Annotated in this window: 20 protein-coding genes; 8 read left to right on the plus strand and 12 right to left on the minus strand. The window is 72.5% G+C overall.

Features of this window, described 5'->3' with window-relative positions:
- The first annotated feature begins 79 nt into the window (after nt 1-79).
- Entirely contained in the window at nt 80-817 is a 738-nt protein-coding gene (locus ACZ6WH_RS06500) for a helical backbone metal receptor (RefSeq protein ID WP_469726514.1), read from the plus strand.
- A 60-nt stretch (nt 818-877) separates the two neighbouring features.
- On the opposite strand, the gene ACZ6WH_RS06505 is transcribed toward ACZ6WH_RS06500, so the two are convergent.
- Nucleotides 878-2020 (minus strand): TDT family transporter, encoded by a 1143-nt coding sequence (locus ACZ6WH_RS06505; RefSeq protein WP_469726516.1) that lies wholly within the window; start codon nt 2018-2020, stop codon nt 878-880.
- A 91-nt stretch (nt 2021-2111) separates the two neighbouring features.
- Between ACZ6WH_RS06505 and ACZ6WH_RS06510 the strand changes: the two genes are divergently transcribed.
- Entirely contained in the window at nt 2112-3065 is a 954-nt protein-coding gene (locus tag ACZ6WH_RS06510) for a LysR family transcriptional regulator (RefSeq protein ID WP_469727197.1), read from the plus strand.
- Between the two features lie 104 nt (nt 3066-3169).
- Here ACZ6WH_RS06510 and ACZ6WH_RS06515 read toward each other — a convergent pair whose 3' ends face one another.
- The 8 genes from ACZ6WH_RS06515 to ACZ6WH_RS06550 form a co-directional block, all read right to left on the minus strand.
- A complete protein-coding gene (locus ACZ6WH_RS06515) occupies nt 3170-3562 on the minus strand; it encodes a hypothetical protein (RefSeq protein ID WP_469726517.1) in 393 nt (130 codons plus the stop codon).
- Nucleotides 3563-3668: 106 nt separating this feature from the next.
- Nucleotides 3669-3926, minus strand: coding sequence for a hypothetical protein (locus ACZ6WH_RS06520; RefSeq protein WP_469726519.1), 258 nt, complete (start codon nt 3924-3926; stop codon nt 3669-3671).
- A gap of 13 nt (nt 3927-3939) precedes the next feature.
- Nucleotides 3940-4401, minus strand: a complete 462-nt coding sequence (locus tag ACZ6WH_RS06525; RefSeq protein WP_469726521.1) for a glycine-rich domain-containing protein — start codon at nt 4399-4401, stop codon at nt 3940-3942.
- 96 nt (nt 4402-4497) lie between these two features.
- On the minus strand, nt 4498-4869 hold the full coding sequence (locus ACZ6WH_RS06530) for a DUF6415 family natural product biosynthesis protein (protein WP_469726523.1): 372 nt from the start codon (nt 4867-4869) through the stop codon (nt 4498-4500).
- 79 nt (nt 4870-4948) lie between these two features.
- Entirely contained in the window at nt 4949-6133 is a 1185-nt protein-coding gene (locus ACZ6WH_RS06535; RefSeq protein ID WP_469726524.1) for a helix-turn-helix domain-containing protein, read from the minus strand.
- Nucleotides 6134-6241: 108 nt separating this feature from the next.
- Entirely contained in the window at nt 6242-6877 is a 636-nt protein-coding gene (locus tag ACZ6WH_RS06540; protein ID WP_469726525.1) for an HAD family hydrolase, read from the minus strand.
- 41 nt (nt 6878-6918) lie between these two features.
- On the minus strand, nt 6919-8223 hold the full coding sequence (locus tag ACZ6WH_RS06545; protein ID WP_469726526.1) for a solute carrier family 23 protein: 1305 nt from the start codon (nt 8221-8223) through the stop codon (nt 6919-6921).
- 3 nt (nt 8224-8226) lie between these two features.
- Entirely contained in the window at nt 8227-9360 is a 1134-nt protein-coding gene (locus ACZ6WH_RS06550) for an arylsulfotransferase family protein (RefSeq protein ID WP_469726527.1), read from the minus strand.
- 111 nt (nt 9361-9471) lie between these two features.
- Between ACZ6WH_RS06550 and ACZ6WH_RS06555 the strand changes: the two genes are divergently transcribed.
- A complete protein-coding gene (locus ACZ6WH_RS06555; protein ID WP_469726529.1) occupies nt 9472-10026 on the plus strand; it encodes a helix-turn-helix domain-containing protein in 555 nt (184 codons plus the stop codon).
- 32 nt (nt 10027-10058) lie between these two features.
- Here the strand turns inward: ACZ6WH_RS06555 and ACZ6WH_RS06560 are convergent, their stop codons facing one another.
- The 3 genes from ACZ6WH_RS06560 to ACZ6WH_RS06570 form a co-directional block, all read right to left on the minus strand.
- The gene (locus tag ACZ6WH_RS06560) at nt 10059-10769 is read right to left on the minus strand and encodes a gamma-glutamyl-gamma-aminobutyrate hydrolase family protein (RefSeq protein ID WP_469726531.1); all 711 of its coding nucleotides are present in this window, start codon (nt 10767-10769) and stop codon (nt 10059-10061) included.
- A 32-nt stretch (nt 10770-10801) separates the two neighbouring features.
- Nucleotides 10802-12274, minus strand: a complete 1473-nt coding sequence (eat, locus tag ACZ6WH_RS06565) for an ethanolamine permease (protein ID WP_469726533.1) — start codon at nt 12272-12274, stop codon at nt 10802-10804.
- A gap of 120 nt (nt 12275-12394) precedes the next feature.
- A complete protein-coding gene (locus ACZ6WH_RS06570; RefSeq protein ID WP_432852069.1) occupies nt 12395-13132 on the minus strand; it encodes a FadR/GntR family transcriptional regulator in 738 nt (245 codons plus the stop codon).
- Between the two features lie 73 nt (nt 13133-13205).
- Here ACZ6WH_RS06570 and ACZ6WH_RS06575 point away from each other — a divergent pair, with 73 nt between their 5' ends.
- The 5 genes from ACZ6WH_RS06575 to ACZ6WH_RS06595 all read left to right on the plus strand — a co-directional run bounded on the left by ACZ6WH_RS06575 (nt 13206) and on the right by ACZ6WH_RS06595 (nt 19274).
- Nucleotides 13206-14573 carry a glutamine synthetase family protein gene (locus ACZ6WH_RS06575; protein WP_469726535.1) on the plus strand — a complete coding sequence of 456 codons (1368 nt, stop codon included), beginning with the start codon at nt 13206-13208 and terminating at the stop codon, nt 14571-14573.
- Nucleotides 14574-14610: 37 nt separating this feature from the next.
- Nucleotides 14611-16011 (plus strand): aldehyde dehydrogenase family protein, encoded by a 1401-nt coding sequence (locus tag ACZ6WH_RS06580; RefSeq protein ID WP_469726536.1) that lies wholly within the window; start codon nt 14611-14613, stop codon nt 16009-16011.
- Nucleotide 16012: 1 nt separating this feature from the next.
- Nucleotides 16013-16795: a 3-oxoacyl-ACP reductase gene (locus ACZ6WH_RS06585; RefSeq protein ID WP_469726538.1), complete on the plus strand. Its 783-nt coding sequence runs from the start codon at nt 16013-16015 to the stop codon at nt 16793-16795.
- Nucleotides 16796-16905: 110 nt separating this feature from the next.
- Complete coding sequence (locus tag ACZ6WH_RS06590; protein WP_469726540.1) at nt 16906-18204, plus strand: HAD family hydrolase; 1299 nt, start codon at nt 16906-16908, stop codon at nt 18202-18204.
- A gap of 29 nt (nt 18205-18233) precedes the next feature.
- Nucleotides 18234-19274, plus strand: a complete 1041-nt coding sequence (locus ACZ6WH_RS06595; RefSeq protein ID WP_469727199.1) for a DUF2510 domain-containing protein — start codon at nt 18234-18236, stop codon at nt 19272-19274.
- Nucleotides 19275-19299 lie beyond the last annotated feature (25 nt).

Below are 19299 nucleotides of genomic sequence, written 5' to 3' on the forward strand. Positions count from 1 at the left end.
ACCTTCGCAGGAACGGGCCCCGCCACCGCACTCCGGTGGCGGGGCCCGTCCGCGTCGGCGCGGGCTCTACGGTGGGGCGATGACCTCTCACGCCGTCGTACGCAAGGTGGTCTCCCTCGTCCCCTCGCTGACCGAGGCCGTCGCCGTCACCGCGCCCGGACTGCTGGCCGGCGTCACGGACTGGTGCAGCCACCCCGCCGGCCTCGACGTCCCGCGCGTCGGCGGGACCAAGAACCCCGACACCGCGCGGATCGCGGCGCTCGCCCCCGACCTGGTGATCGCCAACGAGGAGGAGAACCGGCACGCGGACCTCGCCGCGCTCCGCGCCGCCGGGCTGGACGTGCTGGTCACCGAGGTCCGCGACCTGCCGCAGGCCTTCCGCGAACTGGACCGCGTCCTCGTGCGGGGCTGCGGACTGGCCCGCCCCGGCTGGCTGGACGCGGCGGAGGCGGCCTGGCGCGAGGTCCCGGCGTACGACCCGGGCCGGACCGCCGTGGTGCCCATCTGGCGGCGGCCGTGGATGGTGCTCGGCCGGGACACCTTCGCGGGCGACCTGCTGGCCCGGCTGGGCGTGCGCAACGCGTACGCGGACCACGCCGACCGCTATCCGAAGATCCCCCTCGACGAGCTGAACGGCCGCGGCGCCGACCTCGTCGTGCTGCCCGACGAGCCGTACCGCTTCAGCGCCGACGACGGGCCCGAGGCCTTCCCCGGACTGCCCGCCGCGCTGGTCAGCGGCCGCCATCTGACCTGGTACGGCCCGTCGCTGGCGGAGGCTCCCGGGGTGCTGCGGGCGGCGCTGGAAGCGGCCGCGTAGCGGTACGGGCGGCGCACCGGCGTCCTCCGCCGGTACGCCGCCCGGGGGCAGCCGCGTGCGTCAGGCGGGCGTGGGGGCCGGCGCGGAGGCGGGCGGCGCGAGAAGCGTGCCCCGGAAGAGGCCGCGGGCCGTGTACGCGAAGGCCGTCAGCCAGCCGGCCACCAGGAGCAGGTACAGCCCGACGGTGAGCCAGTCGTACAGGGCCAGGCCGGTGTGGCCGGCCAGCCCGGCGGCGCCGGTGACGCAGGTACCGACGGGGAAGGTGAACGCCCACCAGGTCATCGAGAAGCGCATGCCGCCGCGGAACGCGCGGGCCACCAGCGCCGCGGAGAACAGCAGCCACAGCAGCGCGAAGCCCATCACCGGCACGCCGTACAGCACGGAGAACGCGGTCATCGCGCCGCGGTACGCGGAACCGGCGGCGGGCGCGGCGTTCGCGAGGTTGCTCACCGCGGTCGTGGACTGGCCGAGCGGGCCGAGCACGAGGACCAGCGCGGGGGTCGCGGCGAGCGGCAGCGGGCCGTGGTGGATCAGCCGGGAGAGCACCAGCGGCAGCATGGCCAGCACGGTCAGCAGGGACAGCCCGAACATGCCGTAACAGCCCAGCAGCATGGCGGACCGCCACTGGCCGGCGGGCAGGTGCGGGATCAGCCCCGGGCCGATGGCGGCGGAGACCATGGGGGCGACGATCGGCAGCAGCCAGGCGGGGGAGGCGGTGCCCGCGTCGATGCGGTGCCGGGTCACCATCAGGTACGGGACGGCCGCCGCCGCGGCCAGGCCGGTCACCGTCCCCGCGATCCACAGCACGCTGTCCACCGCCACCGCCGCGGACAGACCGATCACGTCCCTGCCCACGGCGAGCGTGCCGCCGCCGACCGCCAGCAGGGCCATCGCCAGGCAGCCGTAGAACGGGGCCACCGCCGGGTCGAGCAGGTGTGCCCTGGCCTGGTCGCTGTGGCGGATCCAGTGCGCGGCGCGGGCGACGAGGAGGACGGCCAGCAGGACGGCCGACAGCGTCCAGACGACTTCGTACGCGGACCGCAGCACGCCTGCGTGCACCGGGAGGGCGGCGCCGGCGTTGGCGATGATGGCCGTGCCCATGACGGCGGCGTACCAGTTGGGGCCGAGGTGCCGTACGGAGCCGCGGGTGCGGCCGCCGGGACCGGTCGCCGGGCGGGAGCGGGGATGCGCGAGGGTAGCCATGCCTCCAGCGTTCCGCCGCGGGCCCCACCCCGCCAGAGGCCATTTCTCTATGAGGACATAAGCTGGAGTTATGAGCGGTGAAGCGGAGCGGATGCACGGGGACGGCACGGCGGAGGGGGCGGCCGAGGGGCCGCACGACGGCCGGCTGGCGCATCGCGTCCCGGAGCTGGGCGCGCTGGAGCTGCTGCTCGCGGTGGCCCGGCTCGGCAGCCTGGGCCGCGCCGCCAAGGAGCTGGGCATCACCCAGCCCGCCGCCAGCAGCCGGCTGCGCGCCATGGAGCGGCAGTTGGGCGTCGGGCTGGTCGAGCGCTCGCCGCGCGGCTCCCGGCTCACCGACGCCGGTGCGCTGGTCACGGACTGGGCGCGGCGGATCGTGGAGGCGGCCGAGGCGTTCGACGCGGGCGCGCAGGCGCTGCGCTCCCGCCGCGACTCCCGCCTCCGCGTCGCCGCCAGCATGACGATCGCCGAGTACCTGCTCCCCGGCTGGCTCATCGCGCTGCGTACCCAGCGCCCGGACACCGCGGTCTCGCTCTTCGCGGGCAACTCCGCCGCGGTCGCGGAGCGGGTCCTCTCCGGCGAGGCCGACCTCGGCTTCGTCGAGGGCCTGGACATTCCGTCCGGCCTGGACGGCGCGGTCATCGGCCACGACCGGCTGATGGTGGTCGCCGCGCCGTCCCACCCGTGGGCCCGCCGCCGCACCCCGCTGACCGGCCGCGAGCTGGCCGGTACACCGCTGATCCTGCGCGAGCAGGGCTCGGGCACCCGCCAGGTACTGGACGCGGCCCTAGCCGTCTGCGGCCCCCTCGCGCCCCCGCTCCTCGAACTGGCCTCCACGACCGCCGTGAAGGCGGCCGCGGTCAGCGGCGCCGGCCCCTCGGTCCTCAGCGAACTCGCCGTCGGCGAGGAACTGGCGGCCCGCCGCCTGGTGGAAATCCCGGTCCCGGGCATCCGCCTGGGCCGCGACCTCCGGGCGGTATGGCCCACGGGCCAACGCCCTTCGGGGCCGGCGCGACAACTGCTGGGGTTGACGCGGGGGGTGGGGTGAGGCGCTGAACCGAGACCGGCTCTTACAAAGCAGACATCGCAGGTTCGACTCTGTTGTGCCATGGAGCGCCAAGGACCCCGTCGCTGTATCGGTAGGTTCCGGCACTACTTGAAGATGAAGTCGGCGCAGGCGACGAGCGTTGAAATCACTCCCATCGCGCCCCCCAGAGACGCGCTTCTCTGTTGCCGGTCCTGCATGAGCGCGGAGCGTGGTCCTTGCCCCTCGCCACCGGCTCCACGTAGTGCCTTGATGCCTTGCCATTTGTGTTCGCGGATCCAGCAGCCGCGTAACAGACCCTGGGCATTGTTGCGGCATCTCCCTTGCCGACCCATGGCTATGCAGCGCAGTGGAGCAGACAGCAGGAAGTAGAGAACAGACGCCGCGGCCACCACGATGAACACTCCGGGGCCGATCACGTCCGCGGCCCATGCCAGGAGGCCCACGAGGAGGATCACCACACCCCAGCGCTTCTTCAGGAACGCACCAAGCCCGCCCATGAAAGTGGACCGTAGGGCAGTCTGGGGGGCGCGTGGTAGAGCGCTCCATGGAGGCAAGGGGCGCCGACGGGGAGCAGAGCGGGGCGACCGACGACACCGTTGTTTGTCAGCTTCTCGTGCGCTTGGGCCGGGGGCAGGCCGACATGACGAATCCACGGGTGGGTGTCGATGGGGGCATGTCCGGCCGAGGCCCTGCCGTCAGCGTGCGCAGCACATCGACGGTCACGTCCACGCGTGCCTCGCCGTCGTGGAGGTAGAGGCGCCACTCGCCGGCCGGGGCGTCCTGGTCGGCCGGAGCGGCCTCGCCCGGGAGGCCCTGGAGACGGGCGTACCGCTGCACCATGCGTGCTTCGTCCTCGTTCACGGCCGCCACTCCCTCACGGCCATTCCGGCTTCGGCATGGGACGGATCGTGCAGCTCGGTGCGTGCTGACACTGCGCGGCCACCGAGACGGGCAGTCCGTCCGTGGGCGGCCTCCACAGGTCCGGGTCGGGGTCGTAATCCATCTTCCGGATCGCCTCCTGGGTGCGATCGATGATTGCCGGGTCGTAGTGGGCCGGGTCGTACCCGGGGTAGTGGTGCACGAAGTTCCCGAACCGGCCGCACAGCTCTGCGTACAGCGCCGAGTGCAGGAGCAGGGCGTGCCAGCCTTCGTCCACGACCCGTGACGGGGCGAGAGCAACTCCGGGATACCGGGCACAGGCGACGACGAACTTGAGGCCTTCCTCGACGATGCGGTCGGCCGCGGTGAGGGGCATGGCGGGGTTGGCGTCCAGGACGGTGGAGCGGACTCCCGCGAACTGGGGTGCAGTCAGTAGAGACCGGGCGGACTGGGGCATGACTCTCCGATCAGTGGGAGGTGAGGATGACGGCGAGCAGAAACAGGAGCACCGCCAGGCAGGTGAGGTAGGTGATCTCCCGGGCTTTCCGGCCGGTCACCGTTGTGCCGCCATATGCAGGGCGTACAGCCACTGACAGTCGCGAACGAGGATCTGCACGTGTGCGAGCATCGCGAACGGACTGCCCGTGGCGGCACACTCGGTCACCTGTCGGCCGATGGTGTCCACCCGGGCTTTCTGCGTGTCCCGCTCGCCGTCGTCACGCCACAGTCGGTCGACCGCTGCTCCGGCAGACGGGAGAAGCAGGACGATGTGGCCGCGCAGCAGGGGCTGAAGGTCGGCGAGGTCGGCCGGATCGAGACGACCGCTGCCCGCGCGCAGGGCTCGGACAATGGACTCTCGGATGGTTTCCGTGTCGACCGGGAAAGGGCCGGCGAAGCCCGCTGATTGTTCGGTGACGGGTTGCACTTGGGCCTCCCTGGCTCGGTTCAGGGAGATGCTGCTCCGCCGCAGCGGCCACAAGTACCCCTGCGAGGGGTAGTCGGGGTTATTCGCCGGCGTGGCACCACTCGGCGAATGTGCTCAGGCTCTCGGCGTCCGCGCGCTTCAGGCGGCGCAGCGTCGCGGCGTCTTCACGTACCCATCGATGCTCGCGCGTGTGCTGCGGTGCGATGCGGCGGGCAGTCTTCAGCGACTCGAATGCATGGTCCGGCCGGCCGCACCACAGTTGCGCACGGGCCAGCTCGATGTAGAAGCCGCTGCGGCGCTCTGCGGGCATGGAGAGGGGCGGCGTCCAGTCCCGCGCGACGGTCAGTGCGTCGCAGGCATGGTCGCCGCCACGGCTGACGGCCACAGATACCTCGTGGATGCGGACGCTGTCCGGGCCGAACGCCGTCCCGTTGTACACCCCCTCTTTGATGCGGTCGCCGAGCGCACGGGCCGCACTGAAATGGGAATCGACGGAGTGCGGGAGGCCGGCACGTCCAGCGATCACGGCGGCCCGCATGTGCAGAGCGCCGCGGGCAGCGACTGCGGCCGGCTCATCACCGTGCGGAGCCGTGTCGATCGCCGCTTCGAGGACACGGAGTCCCACACCGTGCGCGTGGGCAGCGAAGTACGTCTCGGTCCGGACGTACGCCACGGCCGCGTCGACCATCGGGTTGCCGGCCCGCTCGGCGGCCCATCGCATGAGGTCCACGAGCCGCGCCGACAGGTCGCGGGCGCCGTACTTGAACGCGACAGCGTCGGCCGTTCGAAGCGCGGAGGTCAGCAGCTCGGCGACCTCCGCCCGCTCCGCATCCGGCGCGCTCTGCAGAGTGCGGAACAACTCGGCGAGCAAGGCGGGCACGCGCCGGGTGATCAGCACGTACTGGGTGGCCAGGCGCCACCTCACGGCCTCGTGGACCGCGGCTTGGAGGGTGCGCAGCGACCGGACGGGGCCGTCGTCGGGCATGTCGTACGTCGCGATGACACGGGACAGGGCCGGCATCGCCCGGTGGACGCGGCCCTCGGACCGGTCCCGTGCGGGCAGCAGCTTGTGCGGGTCGATGTCGAGCGCGTCGGCGATGCACAGCAGGACGCTGTCCGAGGCCCCGCGTTCATCCCGTTCAATCTTGCGGAGCGTGCCCAGTGCGATGCCCGCCGCGGTCGCCAGTCCGGCTTGCGTGAGTCCTGCAAGGCGGCGCTGGAAAGCGATGCGCGGTCCCAGGCCGTGGTGGACGATGGCTGGCATACCGGCCCCCGTTCGGTGCAGTCACTCCGAACGGTACGCGTATCAGGTGGTGCATGTACGCGAGTGTCCGTGGCAACATCCTGGAGGGCCCGCGTCGTTGGGCCGGGATCAGCGGACGATGGTCAAGAGGTCGTGCAAGCTGTCGATGCGCCAGTCCGCCGCGGCGGACTCGGGGCTGTCGGCCCACAGATGGCCCCACGGTCCGCGTCGCAAGTGCGCGGTGCGCAGGCCGGCCGCGGCCGCCGGGGCGACGTCGTTCGCCGGGTGATCACCGACGTACACGATCTCGTACGGTGCGGCGCCTGCGGCCTCGGCGATCCGGTCGAAGAATCCCGGCTGCGGCTTCGCGACGCCCCATTCTCCCGACGTGGCAATGACGTCTGCGGGCAGGTCGAGGGCCCGCAGCAACCGGCCGGCCTTCGCCGTCTGATTGCCCGCGACGATGACGTGCAGCCCTGCGTCCCGAAGTGCCGCCAACGCCGGGCGGACATCGTCGTACAGATCGCTCTCGTCCAGCCGCTCGCCTCGGCCGGCGGCCTCCCGGGCACGGTACTCGGCGGCCAGGTCGATGCCGGGCCGCAGCAGTCGTACGGCATCGGCGTTGTCGCGGCCCTGGGCGACGACCGCACCGACGAGCGCGGACAGCGTGTGCCGGGGAACGTCGAGCCAGTCGGCCCACGCTGTCCAGTAGCGGTCGTCACGCACAAGTGTCTCGCCGATGTCGAGTGCCACAGCTCGGATCATGTGGGCACCCTACGGTCGCGGTCCGCGCGAGTGCATTGCCTCTAAGGGCGGGGTGACGGCCCGGGCGGCCGCGAGAACACCGCCGTCAACACCACCGCCGTGATCGCCCCCGCCGGTACTCCGCTGCCGAAGAGGGTGCGGGCCCAGGTGGGGAGGGGGGTGTAGAGGTCGGGGGCGAGGATGGGGAGGAGGCCTGCGAGGAGGGTGAGGGCGATGACGGTGACGACCGGGCCCTCGAAGGTGTCGGCGCGGCGGAGCATGCCGAGGCCCATCGCGGCGATGACGGCGTAGATGACCAGGCCCGCGCCGCCGACCACCGGGGTCGGGAGTGCTGCCAGCAGGCGGGAGACCGGGGCGAGCAGGCCGACGAGGACGAGCAGCAGCCCGGCGCCGGCGGTGACGAACCGGCTGCGTACGCGGGTGAGTTGGACGATGCCGATGTTCTCGGCGCTGGTCACCATGATGGAGGTGCCCAGCAGCCCGGCGCCGAGGGAGGTGAGGGCGTCGGCGCGGACCGTGCGGGGGACGTCGCGGGCGGGGTCCGGGTCGCGGCCCACTGCCTCGCTGTTCAGGACTGTCTGGCCGGTGGCCTCGGCGAGTGAGGCGAGGGTGAAGACGATGAGGGGGATGGCTGCGAGCAGGTCGAAGTGCGGGAGGCCGTAGGGGAAGGGGTGCGGGAGGGCGAGTACCGGGCCGCCGGCCGGTACGGCGTTCGTGCCCGTGCCGGTCAGCAGCGCCGCCGCCGTGCCCGCCGCGATGCCCAGTAGTACTGACATCTGCCGCCACACGCCGGGGAGTACGAGATAGCAGAGTGCGGTGGCGCCGATGGTGATCAGCGCGAGCCAGGTGTGGTGGGCGATCATCGGGGCGGTGACGTTGACCATGTTGATGCCGATGAGCAGGACCGTGGTGCCGAGGACGACCGGCGGGAAGAAGCGGACGATGCGGCGGTAGAGGGGGAGGACGGCGAGGAGGAAGGCGGCGGCGATCAGGACGGAGCCGGAGGCGGTGGCGGCGCCGTGTTCCTTCGCGGTCTGCAGGAAGATCGCCACGGCCGCGCCGCCCGGGAGCATGACGAACGGCAGTCGCGCGCCGATCCGCAGGACGCCGAAGGACTGGAGGAGGGCGCCCGCCCCGCACAGCACGAGGGTCGCGCTGAGCAGGGCCGCCGTGCGGTCGGGGGACAGGCCGAGGCCCGTGGCGATCAGGAACGCGGTGGAGACGGGGGCCGCGAGCATCGCGAGGACGTGCTGCGCGGCCAGGGGGAGGAGGCGGAGCAGCGGGAGCCGCTCGTCCACCGGGTGTACGGCGGCCTCGGCGCGGGTGGTGCCGGCGGGGGCCGTCACCGGTCAGCCCCGCTCCGGCAGCCAGGGCAGGTCCTCGGCGCCGTAACGGTACGCGCGGAACAGGGCGTTGTGCTGGGCGGGGAAGATCCGGCCGACCTCGGGCTCGCGGTAGCCGCCGAAGTGCGGGACGACGTACTCCCAGCAGAGGTATCCCTCGGCGGTGACCTCGAAGATCCGGCCCGCGGGGGAGTCGCAGACGAGGGTGTTGCCGTTGGGGAGGCGTTGCGCGCTGCCCATGAAGGGGGCGAAGAAGGCTTCACGGGCCGGGTCGTGGTACTCCCAGGCGATCTTCCCGGAGGATCGTTCGACCTCGATGACGCGGGAGAAGGGGACGTCCCAGTGCGGGCGGAAGACGCCGTTGTCGAAGATGAGGATGTTGCCGTTCGGCAGTTCGGTGGGGTTGTGCTGCTGGGAGACGATGCCGGGCTCGGTGCGCCAGAGGATCTCGCCGGTCTCCCGGCTGATCACGATGACCGCCGAGGCGCTGCGGAGGCTGGCGAGCACGTTGCCGTCGGCGAGCGGGAGGACGGCGTTGATGAGGGGGTAGTGCTCGCGGGAGTAGTCGGGGTGCAGGGGGAATTCGTCGCGGTCGAGGTGGTCCGAGACCCGCCAGGACCACAGTTCGGTGCCGTCCGCGTCCACCTCCTTGATGGTGTCGGCCCAGACGGTCGGGCCGTCGGCCGTCACCGGCTCGGAGCCGGGGACCCCGCCGCGCACCGCGGCGGCCCGCTCGCCGGTGAGCGGCTCCAGGGCGGCGTAGAGGATGCGGCCGTCGCCGAGGTGGTGCGCGTCGTGGTGCTGGAGCGGGTCGATGTGCTCGCGGACGACGGTGCCGTCGGGGGTGACCTCCTGCATCACGCCGCCGCGGTACTTGTGCCACATCGGGAACAGCGCTTCTTGATCGGGCAGTACGCCGTTGTAGGCGAGGTTGCCGTTGGGGAGGATGCGGGCGTGCCGGCCCGGCCGGTACGGCAGGTTCCACTGGTGGACGACCTCGCCGCGCAGGTCGACGAGGTAGACCTCGCCGGTGCCGGTGAGCGGGGCGTAGAGGGTGTATCCGGGGTACGCGGCGTCCTCGTCGAGGGCGAGCAGGCCCGTGCCGCGGCGGCGGCGTGTGTTTTGATCGACAGCGGTCATGGCGGTGTCCCTCTCGTCAAACTTTGTTTGATGGTGTCAAACAGGTTCGAGGCTAGGGGGCGTGTGTGGCAACGCCGTGAACGTGGTGATAAAGGGGAGAAGGAGTGCGCGATGCGTGAAGATCAGGGGACACCGCAGGTCGGCCGGGCGATGCGGCGCCGCCGCCGCGCGCTGGACCTCACGCTCGCCGAACTGGCAGGGCGTACCGGCCTGTCCAAGCCGTTCCTCAGCCAGGTGGAGAACGACCGCGCCCGGCCGAGCATGCGCTCGCTCCAGCGCATCGCCGACGCGCTGGAGACCACGGCGGTCCAGCTGCTCGGTGCGGCCGAGGACCGGCGGGCCGTCGACGTGGTGCGCGCCGACCCCGCGGCCGCGCTGGAGGACGGCGCGGCGGGCGCCGTACGGCCGCTGGTCCGCGGACAGCAGCAGCTGCACGCGCTGGAGTTCACCGGCGCCCACGAGTGGGGCCGGGAGTTCCGGCACCCGAACGACGAGCTGCTGTACGTCGTCGAGGGTGCCGTGGAGGCGGAGGCAGAGGGGCAGCGGTACGAGCTGGCGCGCGGCGACACGCTCTACTGCACCGGCGGGGTGACGCACCGCTGGCGCGCCCGGGAGGCGGGCACGCGGGTGCTGCTGGTGGGCGTCGCGGACGACGTCGGCCTCTGACGCCGTCCGCCGGGCGCGCCGCTGACGGTGCGTCAGTGTGCGGCGGCCGCCACCAGGGCTTCCATCACCCGCAGGTCGTCGTCCGCCTCCGGGTGCCACTGCACGGACAGCGCGAAGGCTCCGGCGTCCGGCGCCTCCAGCGCCTCCACCGTGCCGTCCTCGGCGTACGCGCTCGCCACCAGCGTCTTGCCGATCCGGTCCACGGACTGGTGGTGGTAGGTCGGTACGGAGACCGGCTCGGGCAGCGCGGCGGCGAGCAGCGTGCCCGGTACCGGCTCGACCCGGTGCCGGGCGAAGACGCCGGGCGGGCCGGAGTGCCCCTCCACGTGCTGGTGCAGCGTGCCGCCGAGGGCGACGTTCAGCAGCTGCATGCCGCGGCAGATGCCCAGCAGCGGGGTGCCGGAGTCCAGCGACGCGTGGATGAGCGCGAGTTCCCAGGCGTCGCGGGCGAGGGCGGCCGGGCCGGTGCGGGGGTCGGTCTCCGCGCCGTACCGCTCCGGCCGGACGTCCGGGCCGCCCGCGATCACCACGCCGTCGAGGCGGGCGACGACGGCCGCGGCAGCCTCCCTGGCCTCGTCCCGGCCGAGGTCCGGCTCGTGCGGCGGCAGCATGGCGGCGAGACCGCCGGAACGCTGCACCAGCCGGTGGTACCCGGCGGGCAGCAGCGCCGCCGGCAGCGTCCACACGCCCCAGCGTGCCTCGGCCTCCAGGTACGTGCTGATGCCGATGAGCGGCTTGGACAAGGGAACCTCCGGTCGGTGTGCGGGACGGACGGTCAGTCGCGTTCGAGCTCGGCCTCGGCCGCTGACAGGGCTGCGAACTCCTCTTCGGGGGCCGCGGCCACCAGCCGGTGCCGCGAGTAGAACGCGAAGTAGGCCAGCGCGACGGCGTACACGACGAGCGCGATGACGGCCGCCTCCTTGTCCACCAGGAACGTCGCCACCAGCGCCGAGCAGGCGAGCACGAAGGCGACCGAGGAGGTCAGGATGCCCCCGGGGGTGCGGTACGGGCGCGGCAGCTCCGGCTCGCGGCGGCGCAGCACGATGTGGGAGAGCGCCATCAGGGCGTACGAGATGGTGGCGCCGAAGACCGCGACGTTCAGCATCCGCGCGCCGTCGCCGGTGGCGGCGGCCAGCGCGAAGCCCAGCGCGCCGGGGACGAGCAGGCCGAGGTAGGGGGCCTTGCGGCGGCTGGTGAGGGAGAGGAAGCGGGGCAGATAGCCGGCCCGGGAGAGGGCGAAGAGCTGCCGGGACCCGGCGTAGATCAGCGAGAAGAAGGAGGCGATCAGGCCCGCCAGCCCGGCGTAGTTGACGATGCGTGAGGCGACGGTGGGCTCGCCGTGCGGTTGCAGCGCCTGGACCAGCGGGTCGCCGACGGACTGGATGGCGGCGGCGCCGCGCGCCCCGGTCGCGGTGAGGAAGGTGACCAGCGCGAGCAGCAGCAGGACGCCGATCGCGGCGGCCATCGCGCGCGGCAGGGTGCGGGCCGGGTCCTTGGTCTCCTCGGCGGCGAGCGGCACGCCCTCCACGCCGAGGAAGAACCACATGCCGAAGGGGAAGGCGGCCCAGATGCCGAGGATGCCGAAGGGCAGCCAGGAGGACGCGCCGAAGGCGTCCTTGTCGGCCGGGATGTCGTTCAGGGCGCTCACCTGGAAGTCGGTGACCGCGGCGAGCGCGAAGACGACCAGCGCGGCGACCGCGACGGCGGTGACGACGAGGCTGAAGCGCAGCGCCTCGCCGACGCCCCACAGGTGGATACCGATGAAGATCACGAAGCAGGCGAGGTAGACCGGCCAGCTGGACGTGAGGCCGAAGAGGCCGAGGGACTCGACGTAGTCGCCGATGAAGATGGCGATCGCGGCGGGTGCGAGGACGTACTCGATGAGGATGGCGGTGCCGGTGAGGAAGCCGCCCCAGGTGCCGAGCGCTCTGCGCGCGAAGCCGTAGCCGCCGCCCGCCGTGGGCAGTACGGATGCCAGCTCCGCCAGCGCGAAGACCAGGCAGGTGTACATCAGGCCCATCAGCACGGCCGCCACCGCCAGGCCGCCGAAGCCGCCCTGGGCCAGGCCGTTGTTCCAGCCGGAGAAGTCGCCGGAGACGACGTACGCCACGCCCAGGCCGGTCAGCAGCAGCGGTCCGGCGCTGCCCCGGCGCAGCGCGCGCTTCTCCAGGTAGGCGTCCTCGGGCGCGGCGGCCCCGGGGGGCGGGGAAGAGGTCGGTGCGGTGCGCGGTTCCGTGCTGTCGGCCATGAGCCGCTCCTGCCTCGGCTTGGATAAAGGTTTAGCGCCATACCTTTGCGGCGGGGGGCGGTCCGGCGCAAGACCCGTGCCGTAAAGGAACGGTTACGGTGCCGGCGCGCCCGGTACGGGTCACGGTGCCGGCGGCGGGCCCGTGAGGAAGCCGCGCAGCAGCGCCGCCGTGCCGCAGCAGTGCTCCCGCATCACCTCGCGCGCCCCGTCGGCATCGCCCTCCAGCACCGCCTCCACCAGCGCGGTGTGCTGTGCCTGCGAGTGCTCCAGGTTGCGCACCAGCAGCGGGATGCAGTCCAGCAGGTCGTTGACGGTCGCCCGGACGGCCGCGTACTGCGCGGCGAGCGTGGCCGACCCCGACAGCTCGGCCAGCGTCAGATGCAGCAGCGTGTCCCGCCGCCGGTAGTCGGCGAGCGGCGCGTCGTGCGTGGCGGCCAGCGCCGCGCGCAGCCGCTCCGCCTGCTCCCCGTCCAGCCCGTACCCGGCGCACAGCCCGGCGGCGCCCACCTCCAGCACCTCGCGGAAGCGCAGCGTGTCCTCGACGTCGACCCGCTCGATACGGCGGCGCAGCTCGTCCTCGCCGGGCGTCTCCGCGCGCTCCCGCACGAACGTGCCGCCGTACCGCCCGCGTCTGCTGACCACCAGCCCCTCGTCCTGCAGCACCTTCAGCACCTCGCGCAGCGTGACCCGGCTGATCTGCAGCCGCTCGGCCAGCTCCCGCTCGGCGGGGAGCCGTTCACCCTGGGGGACCAGTCCCAGCCGCACGATCTGGAGTATCTGCTCCAGCGCTTCCTCGAAGCCGTTGCCCGCCCGCACCGGGCGCAGCACCGGCGCCAGCCGGTCCGCCGCTCCGTCCACCGCAACCCCTTCCCAATCAATGGTTCGTGTGCCTACCTTATGACCTCCGGACGCAGCGACAGGAGGCACCACCGTGGCAGACCGCACGCCCCCGCTCTCGGTCGAGGAGCTGAGAGTGCTCGTGGACGCCGGGGAGATCGACACTGTCGTCCTCGCCTTCACCGATATGCAAGGCAGGCTCCAGGGCAAGCGGTTCGCCGCCCGCTTCTTCCTCGACGACGTCCTGGCGCACGGCTCGGAGGGATGCAACTACCTCCTCGCTGTCGACGTCGACCTCAACACCGTCGACGGCTACGCCATGTCCTCCTGGGAGCGCGGCTACGGCGACTTCTGCATGCACGGCGACACCGGGACGCTGCGCCGTACGCCCTGGAGCCCCGGTACCGCCCTGCTCACCGCCGACCTAGCCTGGCACGACGGCAGCCCCGTCGTGGCCTCCCCGCGGCAGATCCTCCGCCGCCAGCTGGACCGGCTCGCCGAGCACGGCTGGCGCGCGTACGCCGGCACCGAGCTGGAGTTCATGGTCTTCAAGGACACCTATGAGGACGCCTGGTCCCGCGGCTACCGCGACATGCACCCGGCCAACCTCTACAACGTCGACTACTCCGTGCTCGGCACCAGCCGCGTCGAGCCGCTGCTGCGCCGCATCCGCAACGAGATGGGCGCCGCCGGCATGATCGTGGAGTCCGCCAAGGGCGAGTGCAACCTCGGCCAGCACGAGATCGCCTTCCGCTACGACGAGGCGCTCACCACCTGCGACCAGCACGCCGTCTACAAGACCGGCGCCAAAGAGATCGCCGCGCAGGAGGGCATGGCGCTCACCTTCATGGCCAAGTACGACGAGCGCGAGGGCAACTCCTGCCACATCCATCTCTCGCTCCGTGCCGAGGACGGCGCCCCCGTGCTGGCCGACGCGGACGGCGAGTACGGCATGTCCCCGCTGATGCGGCACTTCCTCGCCGGGCAGATCGCCGCGATGCGCGACTTCACCCTCCTCTACGCGCCGAACATCAACTCCTACAAGCGCTTCCGGCCCGGCTCCTTCGCGCCCACCGCCGTCGCCTGGGGCCCGGACAACCGCACCTGCGCCCTCCGCGTCATCGGCCGGGGCCACGCCCACCGCCTGGAGAACCGCCTCCCCGGCGGCGACGTCAACCCCTACCTCGCGGTGGCCGGCATGGTGGCGGCCGGGCTGTACGGCATCGAGCACAAGCTGGAGCTGCCGGAGGCCTGTACGGGCAACGCCTACGCGGGTGACGCGCAGCACGTGCCCACCACCCTCCGCGAGGCCGCCGACCTGTGGGAGAACAGCCCGATCGCACGCACCGCCTTCGGTGACGAGGTCGTCGCGCACTACCTCCACATGGCCCGCGTCGAGCTGGACGCCTACGACTCCGCCGTGACCGACTGGGAGCGGTTCCGCTCCTTCGAACGCATGTAACGCCGCCCAGCAGGTAACGCACGTAAGGACCCGTCACTTGCCTTCCGCGTACGACACGCCCGCCGGCACCGGACCCGCCGAGCACCACATCCTGAACCCGGCCACCGAAGAGGTCATCGCGACCGTCCCGGCCACCACCCCCGACCAGGTCGACGCCGCCGTCGCACGGGCCGCGGCCGCCCAGCGGCAGTGGGCGGCGCTCGCCCCCGGCGACCGCGCCCGGCTGCTGCGCCGCTTCGCCGCCACCGTCGACACCCACCTCGAAGAGCTCGCCCAGCTGGAGGTGCGCGAGGCCGGCCACCCGGTCGGCAACGCCCGTTGGGAGGCCGGCAACGCCCGCGACCTGCTCGAATACGCGGCCGGCGGCATCGAGCGGCTGACCGGCGCGCAGATCCCGGTCGCCGGCGGCCTCAACCTCACCCTCCACGAACCGCTCGGCGTCGTCGCCGTCATCGCGCCGTGGAACTTCCCGATGCCCATCGCCGCCTGGGGCACAGCGCCCGCCCTCGCCGCGGGCAACGCCGTCCTCCTCAAGCCGGCCGAGACCACCCCGCTCACCGCCCTCCGCCTCGCCGAGCTGGGCCTCGCCGCGGGCCTGCCCGAAGGGCTGTTCCAGGTCCTGCCCGGCGCGGGACCGGTAGCCGGCAGCGCGCTCGTCGAGCACCCCGGCGTCGCCAAGGTCGTCTTCACCGGCTCCACCGGCGTCGGCAAGCAGATCATGGCCAGGTGCGCCGACGGCGTGAAGCGGGTGACCCTCGAACTCGGCGGCAAGAGCCCCAACATCGTCTTCGCCGACGCCGACGTGGAGAAGGCCGCGGCCGCGGCCCCCGGCTCCTTCCTCGACAACACCGGCCAGGACTGCTGCGCCCGCAGCCGCATCCTCGTCCAGCGGTCCGTGTACGAGCGCTTCCTGGAACTGCTGGAACCCGCGGTCAGGGCCGTCACCGTCGGCGACCCGGCCGACCCCGCCACCGGCATGGGCCCGCTGATCTCCGCCGCCCAGCGCGACCGCGTACGGTCCTACGTCCCCGACGGCGCCCCCGTCGCCATCCGCGGCGAGGCCCCCGAGGGCAAGGGCTTCTGGTACCCGGCGACCGTCCTGGAGGGCCGGCCCGAGGACCGCGCGGCCACCGAGGAGATCTTCGGCCCCGTCGCCGTCGTGCTGCCCTTCGAGGACGAGGCCGAGGCGGTACGGCTCGCCAACGCCACCGACTACGGGCTCTCCGGCTCGATCTGGACCCGCGACGTCGGCCGGGCGCTGCGCGTCTCCGGCGCGGTCGCCGCCGGCAACCTCTCCGTCAACTCGCACAGCAGCGTCCGCTACTGGACCCCGTTCGGCGGCTACAAACAGTCCGGCCTCGGCCGGGAACTGGGCCCCGACGCGCTCGCCGCCTTCACCGAGACCAAGAACGTCTTCATCGCCACCGAGGAGCAGTGACATGACCGAGACCCCAGTCTGCCGCCGGCTGGCCGGCCGCACCGCCGTGATCACCGGGGCCGGCAGCGGCATCGGCCTGGCCACGGCGCGCCGCCTCGCCTCCGAAGGCGCCAACGTCGTCTGCGCCGACATCGACGAGACCGCCGGCAAGGCCGCGGCGGCCGAGGTCGGCGGCCTCTTCGTCCAGGTCGACGTCACCGACGAGGGCCAGGTCGAGGCGCTCTTCAAGACCGCGTACGACACCTACGGCTCGGTCGACGTCGCCTTCAACAACGCCGGCATCTCGCCCCCCGACGACGACTCCATCCTCACCACCGGGCTGGACGCCTGGAAGCGGGTCCAGGACGTCAACCTCACCTCCGTCTACCTCTGCTGCAAGTACGCCCTGCCCTACATGCAGCGGCAGGGCAAGGGCTCCATCATCAACACCGCCTCCTTCGTCGCCGTCATGGGCGCCGCCACCTCCCAGATCAGCTACACCGCGTCCAAGGGCGGCGTGCTGTCCATGTCCCGGGAACTGGGCGTCCAGTTCGCTCGCGAGGGCATCCGGGTGAACGCGCTCTGCCCCGGGCCGGTCAACACCCCCCTGCTCAAGGAGCTGTTCGCCAAGGACCCCGAGCGCGCGGCGCGCCGGCTGGTGCACGTGCCGGTGGGCCGGTTCGCCGAGCCCGAGGAGATGGCCGCCGCGGTCGCCTTCCTCGCCAGCGACGACTCCTCCTTCGTCAACGCGGCCGAATTCCTCGTGGACGGGGGAATCGCCGGGGCGTACGTCACGCCGGTATAAGCCCCGTGTAAGGCGCACGGGTATGGTTTGCCGATCATGTCCGGGCCGGCGGCCACGTGCCGCCGGCCCGGACGGGTCCCGCCCCGGCCCCGCACCGTCAAGGAGGACGTATGCGCATCCGGCACACCCTCGCGCCGGCCCTGGCCCTCGCCGTCACCGCCACCCTGGCCGCCGCGGTGCCTGCCAGCTCGGCACCGGCCGCCTCCACGGCCGGGCACGCGAGCTGCCCGCAGCTGTCGAAGAGCCTGAAGTGGTACGGCACCAACCGCGACAAGCTCCAGCGCACCATCGATGAGCGCGGCGTCTGCTCGCACCCCGGACTGGCGCACGGCCACGGGCAGCGGCCGGTCGCCGCCTTCGACTGGGACAACACCATCACCAAGAACGACGTCACCGACGCGACGCTCGTCTGGTCCCTGAAGCACGACAAGCTCCTCCGCCCGGCCCGCTGGCGCGACACCAGCAAGTGGCTGACCCGGGCCGCCGACCGCGCCCTCACCAAGGCGTGCGGCACCGACGTCCCCGTCGGCGCGCCCCTGAACACCTCCACCGACACCGCCTGCGCCGACGAGATCTTCTCGATCCGCGACGAGGCGAAGACGGCGGGCGGCGCCGAGGCCTTCGCGGGCACCTGGAACCACCGCCGCACCGTGCCGCAGTACGCCTGGATCCCGCAGCTGTTCGCCGGCCACACCGTCGCCGAGCTGCGCTCCTACGCCGCCGCCGCGCGCACCCGCGCCCTGAAGGCGCCCATCGGCAGCACGGTGAAGGTCGGCAGCCACACCGTCCCCGCCTACGTGCGCTACTACGACCAGCAGCGCGACCTGATCCGCACCCTGCGGCGCGCCGGCTTCGACGTCTACATCGTCTCCGCCGGGTCCGAGCCCGTCACCGAGGTCTGGTCGGCCGGCGTCGGCATCGACAAGCACCACACGATCGCCATCCGCAGCGTCCTGAAGCACGGCCGCATCACCTACGAGAACCAGGGCTGCGGCGGCATCGGCGACAACAAGGGCGAGGCCATCCCGTACGTCGACGGCAAGCGCTGCTGGGTCAACCAGGAGATCTTCGGCATCAAGGGCGCCAAGGCCTGGCAGCAGCAGGACTTCGGCCACCGCATCGCGCTGGGCGGCGGCGACGCGGACACCGACGTCACCTTCGTCGGCGACGCCACCGGCGCGCACCTCGTGCTCAACCGCAACAAGAACGAGTTCATGTGCCGGGCCTACGACAACGCCGACGGACGCTGGGTGGTCAACCCGATGTTCATCGAGCCGCTGCCGCGCAAGTCCGGCACGTACCCCTGCTCCACGGCGGCGAACATCGAGCCGGAGGGCGGCTTCGGGCCGGTCCGCCGCGCCGACGGCAGCGTGGTGCCCGACCAGCGGGACAGTGTGTACGGCGGCTGATTCCGCGCCATAAGGTGTCCGGCGTGAGCATGACGACACCGCCGGGCTGGTACCCAGACCCGGGGCACACAGGCAACGGTCCCGCCCCCGAACGCTGGTGGGACGGCTCGGCGTGGACCGAGCAGACCCGAGCGGCCCAGGCCGCACCGGCGGCGTACGGCTCTCCGGACCAGGGGACACCCGGGACGTACGGGTATCCCCAGCAGGGCGCGCCCGGGGCCTACGGGTACCCGCAGCAAGGTACGCCCGGGGCCTATGGCTATCCGCAGCAGCAGCCGGGCTACGGGTATCCGCAGACCGCGCCGGGCGGTTTCGGCCCCGGCCCCGGCCAGGACGGCGGCGGCCGGAAGCGCGGCCCGGTGATCCTCGCGATCACCGGTGCCGTGGTCGCGGTGGCCGCCCTCGGCGTCGTCCTCGCCGTCACCCTCGGCGGCGGCGACCCGCAGGACGACCCCGAGCCCGCCCCCACGGCGAGCGGGAGCACGAGCCCCAGCCCCTCGCCCGAGCCGGCCACCAGCTCGGCGGCGCCCGGCCCTGTGCCCACCGACGACGAGGACACCCTCGTCGACGCGCTGAACAGCATCGCCATCCCGGTGCTCGACGGCTGGCACAAGGACGACTTCGGCCGTGACACCGACCTGTACATCGGCCCGTACCAGTGCAAGGGCGACACCACCGAGCAGTGCATGCGGGGCAAGATCCTCTCCGAGACCGCGGCCGGCTTCTCCGAGACCACCGCCGAGGGCATCGCCAAGGCCGACATCAACAAGAACGTCGAGGAGATCTACGGCAAGGACCAGTACGACGACAAGGACAAGTACGGCGGTATCGAGAACCACGAGGAACTGAAGTCGGAGCAGGTGACCGTCGCGGGCCAGAAGGGCTACCTGGTGCGCTGGAAGGTCACCAACAAGAAGGGCCCGGACGGCATCGCGCAGTCCGTCTCCTTCCCCTCGCCCGGCGGCTCCGGCTCGATGGTCGTGGTCCGCTTCAACTTCGACGTCGGCGGCCAGGCCCCGCCGCTCGCCGACATGGACAAGATCCTCGAAGGGATCAAGCCCACCGCGTGAGCCGCACGGGGCGGACCGGCACCCG

It is taken from the genome of Streptomyces sp. NPDC050806, from assembly GCF_055586425.1.

What these genes read in the sequence shown, in the direction of transcription:
- ACZ6WH_RS06585 (WP_469726538.1), top strand. Translation starts at nt 16,013, where the DNA reads ATGACCGAGACCCCAGTCTGCCGCCGGCTGGCCGGCCGCACCGCCGTG.
- ACZ6WH_RS06500 (WP_469726514.1), top strand. Translation starts at nt 80, where the DNA reads ATGACCTCTCACGCCGTCGTACGCAAGGTGGTCTCCCTCGTCCCCTCG.
- ACZ6WH_RS06550 (WP_469726527.1), bottom strand. Translation starts at nt 9,360, where the DNA reads ATGACCGCTGTCGATCAAAACACACGCCGCCGCCGCGGCACGGGCCTG.
- ACZ6WH_RS06525 (WP_469726521.1), bottom strand. Translation starts at nt 4,401, where the DNA reads ATGCCCCAGTCCGCCCGGTCTCTACTGACTGCACCCCAGTTCGCGGGA.
- eat (WP_469726533.1), bottom strand. Translation starts at nt 12,274, where the DNA reads ATGGCCGACAGCACGGAACCGCGCACCGCACCGACCTCTTCCCCGCCC.
- ACZ6WH_RS06510 (WP_469727197.1), top strand. Translation starts at nt 2,112, where the DNA reads ATGCACGGGGACGGCACGGCGGAGGGGGCGGCCGAGGGGCCGCACGAC.
- ACZ6WH_RS06595 (WP_469727199.1), top strand. Translation starts at nt 18,234, where the DNA reads ATGACGACACCGCCGGGCTGGTACCCAGACCCGGGGCACACAGGCAAC.
- ACZ6WH_RS06540 (WP_469726525.1), bottom strand. Translation starts at nt 6,877, where the DNA reads ATGATCCGAGCTGTGGCACTCGACATCGGCGAGACACTTGTGCGTGAC.
- ACZ6WH_RS06505 (WP_469726516.1), bottom strand. Translation starts at nt 2,020, where the DNA reads ATGGCTACCCTCGCGCATCCCCGCTCCCGCCCGGCGACCGGTCCCGGC.
- ACZ6WH_RS06515 (WP_469726517.1), bottom strand. Translation starts at nt 3,562, where the DNA reads ATGGGCGGGCTTGGTGCGTTCCTGAAGAAGCGCTGGGGTGTGGTGATC.
- ACZ6WH_RS06555 (WP_469726529.1), top strand. Translation starts at nt 9,472, where the DNA reads ATGCGTGAAGATCAGGGGACACCGCAGGTCGGCCGGGCGATGCGGCGC.
- ACZ6WH_RS06590 (WP_469726540.1), top strand. Translation starts at nt 16,906, where the DNA reads ATGCGCATCCGGCACACCCTCGCGCCGGCCCTGGCCCTCGCCGTCACC.
- ACZ6WH_RS06535 (WP_469726524.1), bottom strand. Translation starts at nt 6,133, where the DNA reads ATGCCAGCCATCGTCCACCACGGCCTGGGACCGCGCATCGCTTTCCAG.